Consider the following 8,103-nt stretch of genomic DNA (forward strand, 5'->3'; position numbering starts at 1 on the left):
CGTCGGCATTTCCTCCCGTCATTGTTCTGAAATAAATTCAGAACACAGCCCCTTGAGTTTACATTGTCCTCGAATGGGGATAAGCCCCGTTCTTTTTAAGGCGGAGTAACGGTGACTGATACTAAATCAGATTTATGAAGTAATATAATTGCCAATTTAGCCAAAGTTTTCTGACCTGGTGACACCTGACTCCTTAAAGTGTCTTATTTAAATAGTATTTAGTATGACATCATTGCTTGCGACAATTTCAGTGTAGATCCCATTTAATCTTGAGAACTCTTGCAAAAATAAATTTAAAATCAAAATCTGTTACTTTTGACGAAGTCAGAGAAATCTCCGTTGTTTTACAGCAAGGTCTCTCTGACTTTCATTGTTGCGATCGCATAATTTTGCTTAAATACTTAACGTCTCTTCTTCAATCGCCTGATGTATTCCACTGTAAGTCTGATATTCCAATGCTTTGTCCGCCAGGATCGTTACCTGGATCGTCAGTAGAAAAGTAGAAAATCTCTACTTCAGAAGCTTCTGTATTGCCTAGAGCGACTTGGATGTTAGCACTCTCGCTAGAATTATTAGCACTACTGCTTCCCTCAAAACCTGTCATATAACTTTCGTCATCCAAGCTCACACTAGAGCCACCCAAAGTTACGGCATCTGGAATATCTTGGATGTTAACGCCATCGACAAAAATCTCAACCGCATCATCAAAAGATGAACCTCGATCGACATCCAAAACATTAAAGTTTAGACCAACAACAGGCTGATCAAAGCTGAAAGAAGCCCTAATTAAATCATCTGGGTCGCTATCACTATTATTAAAACCAAGGTTCAAATAGCCTTCATGGTTTCCCCTAACGCTATTTTCATAACTGACAAAATCATCGCCTTTATTGGGAACAAAGCTACCGCCATTCGTCTCAATATCCCAATCAACGGTTACAGTTGTGCCATCGCTGAGGTTAAAAGATGAGCCAGTGGCAACAGCAGCCTCATCCACCAATCCCTGTTCTTCCCATATCAAATCTGTCTTTGTCGGTTGAGGATCGACTGGATTGTTTACTTGATTGTCTAAACGAAATAATTCGGCAGCAGGTACTGCCATCTCCTCACCATCGTGACCAACGCCAGGTACTGTTTGTAACTCCCAACCGAAGTTTGTGCCACGAGTTTGTGCTTCATCTTGACCCTGAGAATAGAAAAACTGCCCGCGTTCAAACCGATTAAGTCCTTGAGCATCTGCCTCTTCGTTCTGACGGAGGTTGCTAGTTCTTCTTGTATCTTCTTCTCCTAGCAAAACAACTAAGTCATCTCCTAAGAAATTATCGAGATTTTCCGTGGGAAATGAATCGTAAGTACTGGTGGAAGCATCATAATCTGGAGCTTCAGATGTACTATAAGGCCAATCGTATTCGTAACCTATGTCATCGCTTTGGGGAACTGTGTACCATCCCGCATTAGCAGAGACGGCTAGCTTAACTCGTGCATCGGGTTCCCACGCCATAAAACGATGTACAAACTGCGCTCCTGCTGAGTGACCATACATATAGTACCCATCTGTTTCGAGTGTCGGCTCTACCTCATTGACAACATGGTCAAACAAAGGCTCGATTTTGGAGAAAGACCAGTCCTGCTCAGGAACAGGGGTTAGATCGGAATTAGAAGCGGAGATGTTGCCGAGGTTGTAGCCAGTGCTGCCATCCCAATCATCGTCGTTAAATTCAGGAGCAATTACCAAAGCTCCCTGCTCTCTTGCTGCATCTACAAGATAGTCGCGGTAATCGTCTGCGTTACGACCAGTTCCATGCATGATGAACCACACTGGTGTATCCGCAGTAACCTCTTCTGGTCGATAGTAAAAAACTTCGAGTGGCTTATCAGGATCGCTCTGACCTGTTGTGTCGTCCCAGACAAAACTTCCTCTACCAGATTCTAAAGTCATAATTTTAATTTTTGTTGGTTACGAATTTAAAACAATATTTATCTAAATCTAACCATCAGCAAGTTAACAAAAAGGTAGTAAAGTTATGACATTAATGTTACTTTGATACTATTAATAGTTTTAATATACTATTAACTACTCGATCTCGAATCCCTATGAATTTACCGCAGTTGGCGGGAATTATCCCCAGAAGAATTAGAAACAAACGCTGGTTGATGATGCTATGGTTCCTATACTAAATATGAGGTTATTACAATAATTTTAAAGTTATAGAATTGCCTAATCTACAGTAATCAAAGTGTAGCTATTTTTGGTTTTAATATGAGTATTAAAGTAGCATACAATAGTTGGTCGGATACATACGATAGCGATCACTGCCAGACAAGCAACTAGTATTATCATCCTCCAGATATTCGATTTGTATCTCCTACCCTCACGTTTTGTAATGAACCATATAAACTTTGGCTTCAAAGAATTGATGCGTTCGATGAAAACTTTAGCAACGTACTTGAATGGATTGAAAAAGTTAATACTCATATATTCATGGTATTTGACAAAAAATATGATATTTAATTAAAAAATATTTACTATTTTTTATGTATGAGTAATTAGCTGAAATTCTAAAAAATAATTACCTGAAAATAAATTGTATTTCTCCAGATTATCATTTAATTTGCCGTTATTCTCCCTGGGAAATCTGATTTTTGCGCCGATTCCGACAATAATCGGCATCAAATAAAGCTTGTTCAGAATAGTCTTGAAATCAGGCTTTATCTACTTCCTTTACCCGATCTAGGTCGAGAAAATTATTGATTAGAGTATTCCATTTACTTTCACCTGCTGGCAAGATCAAACCATATAAATCGAAATAAACCACCAAGACTTGTATCATTTTTGTTTAGAAAGTAAATATAATTCAAAGAAAATAACTTCTATATTTGTTTAAATCATCAATAAACCAAAAGAACCCAGCCACTATAAAAGCAACTGGGTAAGACTATTAATCTAAATGACTAGAGATTTTAACCCTAATCCTGAGAAGATAATTAAGCGTTAGCTTCACCAAGATTTACTTTGACTACTTTATTTTTTTCTTCTTCAGATTTGGGTAGTGTGAGGTTGAGAATACCGTCTTTGTATTGAGCGGTTACGTTGGTGTTTTGGATGCGTGCGGGTAGAGGAATTACTCTTTGGAATTTGCCGTAACGAAATTCAGTCCTAAAGGATACCGCTCCGCATAAACGAGTTGAACCGTTTTCTTCAGATTTGGTTTCGGATTTTCTTTCACCAGCGATCGCTACTCTATCTGCCATTACTTGTATATCTATGTCTTTAGCTTCCATACCAGGAACTTCTAGTTTAAGATGGAAAGCATCTTCTTTTTCGGTAATTTCGGCAGCAGGAAAGCTAGACCAGTTACCAAAATTATTCCAATCTTCGACGTTTAGAGCATCATTAAATAAGTGGTTTAGTTGACGTTGTAAAGAATTCATTTCTTGCCAAGGATTATATCTAACAATTGCCATAATTTTGTTTTCTCCGATTAATAGTTTTGAATTGTTTGCTCGAAACTTTAGTTTTCTTGGTTTCGTTATCTTTATCTTAGTAAGAATGGTAAAAAGAGCGAAGTGTGGCTTACATCCCATATCTAGTGGGGTTTTCTTCCCGAACAATTGTTTTCGGAAAACCGAACTAAAGTCCACAGGTAATGAGAAATCGATTAATAGCTATTACAGAAAACAGGCGATCCGAAATTTTGGTAATTGTTTCAATTAAATTTTGAATCAACTATTAACTTAATAAATTTTTCTATTTGCCAGAGTACGATATCTGTATTGAGCAATCTTTATACTTAACTCTGACACTGGCTATGGAATCACTTCTTAATCAAGCATCCAATAACCCTTTAGTCTCTTTTACTTTGCTGCTATTGGTAATTTTGACCTTACCGCCTCTATTTGAACGGATAAAGCTTCCTGGGTTGGTGGGTTTGCTGTTTGCAGGAGTGGTATTGGGTTCTAATGGGTTAGGATTGCTGGATTCTGAGAGTGAATCTATTAAACTATTAGCCGATATCGGTAAAATCTATCTGATGTTTGTGGCGGGGTTAGAAATCGATCTTGATGAGTTTCGGAAAACAAAAGATCGCTCTTTGGGGTTTGGTTTTGCTACTTTTTTGCTTCCTTTAGTTTTTGGTATAACAATCGGTTTAATCTTTGGGATGGGGTTAAATGCTGCGGTGTTAACAGGTTCGCTGTTAGCATCTCATACTCTGTTGGGTTATCCCATTGTGAATCGTTTGGGAGTAGTTAAAAATGAAGCGGTGACAGTAACTATTGGGGCGACTATTTTTACTGATATTGCTGCTTTGCTGGTGTTAGCAATTTGTATTTCTATTCATGGAGGAGAATTTTCTGCTACCAGCTTAATTATTCAGCTAGTTACTTTAGGTATCTACAGCGCAATAGTTTTATTTGGTATCGATAAGCTAGGAAAAGAGTATTTTCGCCGTACAGGGGATGAAGAAAGCAACCAGTTTATGTTTATCCTGTTGGTGGTGTTTCTCGCTGCTGTAGGGGCGCAGGTGATTAATGTTGATAAGATTGTCGGGGCTTTTTTAGCGGGGTTAGCAGTTAATGATGTAGTAGGACGTAGCCCTGTAGAGGAAAAAATTGAATTTGTCGGTAGTACCCTTTTTATACCCTGTTTTTTCGTTGATATGGGTTTACTGCTAGATATTCCTGGTTTTATTAAAACTATCACTACAGAGTTACCTTTAACTGTTGCGATTGTGGGAGGACTATTTGTTAGTAAATGGTTGGCTGCTGCGATCGCAAAATTGCTTTATAATTACAGTTGGAATCAAGCGATGACAATGTGGGCTTTATCGCTTCCCCAGGTAGCTGCAACCCTAGCTGCTGCTTTAGCGGGGTTAAATGCAGGGTTAATTAGTGATTCGGTATTCAATGTGGTTATTGTCTTGATGCTAGTTACATCTATTGCAGGGCCAATTTTAACCGCAAAATTCGGACGCAAATTATCTACACCCCAAGAAGATTTAGCATCGAATAAAACAGAATTAACTCCTAGTTATATAACCAATCCTAATAGTGCAAGTTTAAGCACCGTTGCCAATTCAGGATTTTTATACGATGATATCGCAGCCGAATTGACCCAACCTAAAGCAGAACGTATTACTAGTTATCCTTTATTTAGAGTAGTAGTACCCGTTGCTAACCCCAAAACAGAAAAATATTTAATTGAAATGTCGGCATTAATTGCGAATCATGAATCAGGTTTAGTTGTTCCTCTTTCCATAGCTAAAGCCCATGTTCATATGGACGATCCTCAACTGAAGAAAACCATTAAAAGAAGTCGTCGCCGACTAAAAACAGCTTTAAAAGTAACCGCAAAATTTGATGTCCAAGCAAAACCCATTATTCGTATCGATGATGATATTGTTCATGGTATTAGTCGTACTGCTAGAGAACAAAACGCTAGTTTAATCGTTATGGGATGGAGTGAAACCAATCGCTTACAATCCCGTCTGTTTGGTAGCATTACCGATAGTGTTTTTTGGTCTTCCCATTGTTCTGTCGCAGTAGTACGCCTTCTAAAAGAGCCAATTGATATCCATCAAATTTTAGTACCGATTAAAAACCTAACTCCCCAAACAATTCGGACAATTCGCTTTGCTAACATCTTTGCCGAAGCTAATAGCGCAACTATTACTTTACTCCATATAGATGAACACAAAACCAACACTCAAAAAATTAGCGAGCTAGAACAAAAACTACAGCATATTTTAGATACACAAATCAAACCAGAAACCAAAATTACCACCAAATTCTTGCGTCAAGATAACGTCGCTGCTGCAATTGTTAAAGAAGCAGAAAACTATGACATGGTAGTATTGCGTTCCATGCGTCGTCGCACAGCAGGGGGATTAGCCGTTAGCGATATCAGCGATCGCATTGTCAAAGATATTCAGTGTTCTATAGTATTATTTGGCGAGTCACATTAATTAAATTAAAGGATGAAGGATTGATTATCAATAAGTGAAACTGGTCACGATACAACAAGTGTTATTTAGGGAAGTATATTAATATAACCATTCACTTAAATCAATATGCAATTAAAACCCTTAACCGTGTTAGCGACCATTAGCTTAGTTCTCACTTCAGTAAGTTCCAGTGTTGCAGCTACTTGGCGTTCTCAGTCTAGTCAGACATTGATTCCTCAATTAGATACTATTTGTTGGGGAAATGACACTATTGATTCAGTCCAAACTATTTTTGAAAACAGACTTTACAAGGGTTATTTGGCTTTTGATTATGTAAAAACTAAAGGATGTGTTCCTGGGGATAATTTAGTAGGAAATTTTACTCTTTATAATGGCGATAACCGTTGTAGTGGAGCAATCAACGTAACTTGGCGTAGAGGGAATAATGCCTATGTTCAATGGGAGATCGACGATCCTCGTTGTCCAGTTAATACTCAGTATTGGGAAATTAATACTTATCCTGTGGTAGAAAAAGACACCCCTGTTACTTCTCCTGCTGGTACTGCTACTGTCTTTGCTCCACCTTCTAATGTCAGAGCTACTCCTAATGGTGAAATTATATGTTCTGTTAGGTCTGTAACAAATATTAATCTTTATGGCTCTGTTAACGGATGGTATAAAACAGATGTTTGTGGCTCAATGGGATATATTCATAACAGTCAAATTAATTTTTAAAACTTGACTGATTACTGTTTATGACAATTGGTTATTTAAAAGGAAATGTTATAAGTGTTGCCAAGAATTTTAGCAATCGTTTTATTCTGCTGATAGAAGTCAATAATATTGGCTATGAAGTGCAAATCACCCCTCATTTGCGCAAAAAATACCTTTAGACGAAGATAAAGTAACCGTATTTACCCATTTACAGATTCAAGAAGATCGCCAGATTCTTTACGGTTTTGCTTCTGCTAGAGAAAGAGATTTATTTCGCCAACTAATTAGTGTTAGTGGTATTGGCACACAACTTGCGATCGCACTTTTAGATACTTTAACTGTACCAGATTTGGTAGTGGCAGTGGTTAGTAAAAATATACCAGCTTTAACCCAAACCCCTGGAGTGGGTAAAAAAACCGCCGAAAGAATTGCTTTAGAACTCAAAAGTAAGCTCTCTCAATGGCAAGATTTAGCTGATGTGGAAATTTCTGTCCCTAATGATGCGTTAATTCCTAAGTCAGAAATTAGAGAAGAATTAGAAATGACACTAATCGCTTTGGCATACACTCCCCAAGAAATTCAACAAGCAATTACAGCTATCAGTCAAGACCAGCAATTACAAAAAAATCCTCACATTGAAGACTGGCTTAGAAGTGCTATTTCTTGGTTAGCAGGAGACTAATACCATTTAGCAAAAAGAACGCCGTGTGCAACTTCCAAACTAATCAAAAATAAGTTGTTGAAAACAAAGTGGATTATCTGAGTGACGATTCAACCAGAGAGCAACAGTATGAGCTAAAATTTTTCGGTTGATACGGCTTATTAGTAAAAAGCTACCAGTAGCTAAATTTCAGACATCAATTAACTACCAGTAACTTAATATCACTTACTTACACAATTACTGATGGAATAATTTACTGATGGAATAATTGCCTATGCTGCTCTTCCTTCTGTAAATCCATCAATTGCTTTCCAACCAGCTAAACCACCTTGTAACTGAGATACGTTTTCAAACCCAGCTTGGCGTAAGTTGTTAGCTGCTTCTGCTGCTTCTTCATTGCTTTTTCCATAAACGTAAATATCACGGTTTTCAGAAAGATTGTTAACATCAGACATTAACATTGCACCCATGATGCGTTCTTCTAAATAGGCTCCGCGATCGCGTGCATCGATGATAGTCAATGCTGGCTCTCCCCAATCTAAACGCTCTTTAAGTGCTTGTGCGCTAGATATGGAGGTCAATTTGGGAGGTGTAGGAACTGTTTCACTTAGCGTTTCTTTTGCTTCTAAAATTGGTTTGGCTTCTGCTTTTGGCTCAGACATAATATAGTTGAAATAATTTATTGCAAAACTTCTTATTTCTTATTAAAACAAATTTAGATAAAAAATGCTCCGTCTCCAGTTATAAATTATTAATTAGGGTTTGCTGAAAAAGTAAGCGAAAAAA

6 protein-coding genes and 2 pseudogenes are annotated in these 8,103 nt (G+C 37.7%); 3 read left to right on the plus strand and 5 right to left on the minus strand.

Features of this window, described 5'->3' with window-relative positions; all coding sequences use genetic code 11:
* Window positions 1-415: 415 nt before the first annotated feature.
* The 3 genes from H1P_RS28675 to H1P_RS28680 all read right to left on the minus strand — a co-directional run bounded on the left by H1P_RS28675 (window position 416) and on the right by H1P_RS28680 (window position 3,465).
* Window positions 416-1,939 carry a hypothetical protein gene (locus H1P_RS28675; RefSeq protein ID WP_144874170.1) on the minus strand — a complete coding sequence of 508 codons (1,524 nt, stop codon included), beginning with the start codon at window positions 1,937-1,939 and terminating at the stop codon, window positions 416-418.
* A 763-nt stretch (window positions 1,940-2,702) separates the two neighbouring features.
* Window positions 2,703-2,831 (minus strand): hypothetical protein, encoded by a 129-nt coding sequence (locus H1P_RS39085; protein ID WP_281291252.1) that lies wholly within the window; start codon window positions 2,829-2,831, stop codon window positions 2,703-2,705.
* A 154-nt stretch (window positions 2,832-2,985) separates the two neighbouring features.
* Window positions 2,986-3,465 carry an Hsp20/alpha crystallin family protein gene (locus tag H1P_RS28680; protein WP_144874172.1) on the minus strand — a complete coding sequence of 160 codons (480 nt, stop codon included), beginning with the start codon at window positions 3,463-3,465 and terminating at the stop codon, window positions 2,986-2,988.
* Window positions 3,466-3,809: 344 nt separating this feature from the next.
* Between H1P_RS28680 and H1P_RS28685 the strand changes: the two genes are divergently transcribed.
* From H1P_RS28685 to ruvA, 3 genes and pseudogenes are all read left to right on the plus strand, one after another.
* The gene (locus tag H1P_RS28685; protein ID WP_144874174.1) at window positions 3,810-5,963 is read left to right on the plus strand and encodes a cation:proton antiporter domain-containing protein; all 2,154 of its coding nucleotides are present in this window, start codon (window positions 3,810-3,812) and stop codon (window positions 5,961-5,963) included.
* A gap of 105 nt (window positions 5,964-6,068) precedes the next feature.
* The gene (locus H1P_RS37820; RefSeq protein ID WP_222427295.1) at window positions 6,069-6,677 is read left to right on the plus strand and encodes a hypothetical protein; all 609 of its coding nucleotides are present in this window, start codon (window positions 6,069-6,071) and stop codon (window positions 6,675-6,677) included.
* Window positions 6,678-6,697: 20 nt separating this feature from the next.
* Window positions 6,698-7,338, plus strand: a pseudogene (ruvA, locus tag H1P_RS28695) (Holliday junction branch migration protein RuvA).
* Window positions 7,339-7,377: 39 nt separating this feature from the next.
* On the opposite strand, the pseudogene H1P_RS40015 reads toward ruvA, so the two are convergent.
* Both H1P_RS40015 and H1P_RS28700 read right to left on the minus strand, forming a co-directional pair.
* Window positions 7,378-7,482 (minus strand): annotated as a pseudogene (locus H1P_RS40015) (IS982 family transposase); the annotation flags it as partial.
* A 107-nt stretch (window positions 7,483-7,589) separates the two neighbouring features.
* Window positions 7,590-7,979: a rhodanese-like domain-containing protein gene (locus tag H1P_RS28700; protein WP_144874176.1), complete on the minus strand. Its 390-nt coding sequence runs from the start codon at window positions 7,977-7,979 to the stop codon at window positions 7,590-7,592.
* Window positions 7,980-8,103 lie beyond the last annotated feature (124 nt).

The organism is Hyella patelloides LEGE 07179 (assembly GCF_900659865.1).
Lineage (GTDB): Bacteria > Cyanobacteriota > Cyanobacteriia > Cyanobacteriales > Xenococcaceae > Hyella > Hyella patelloides.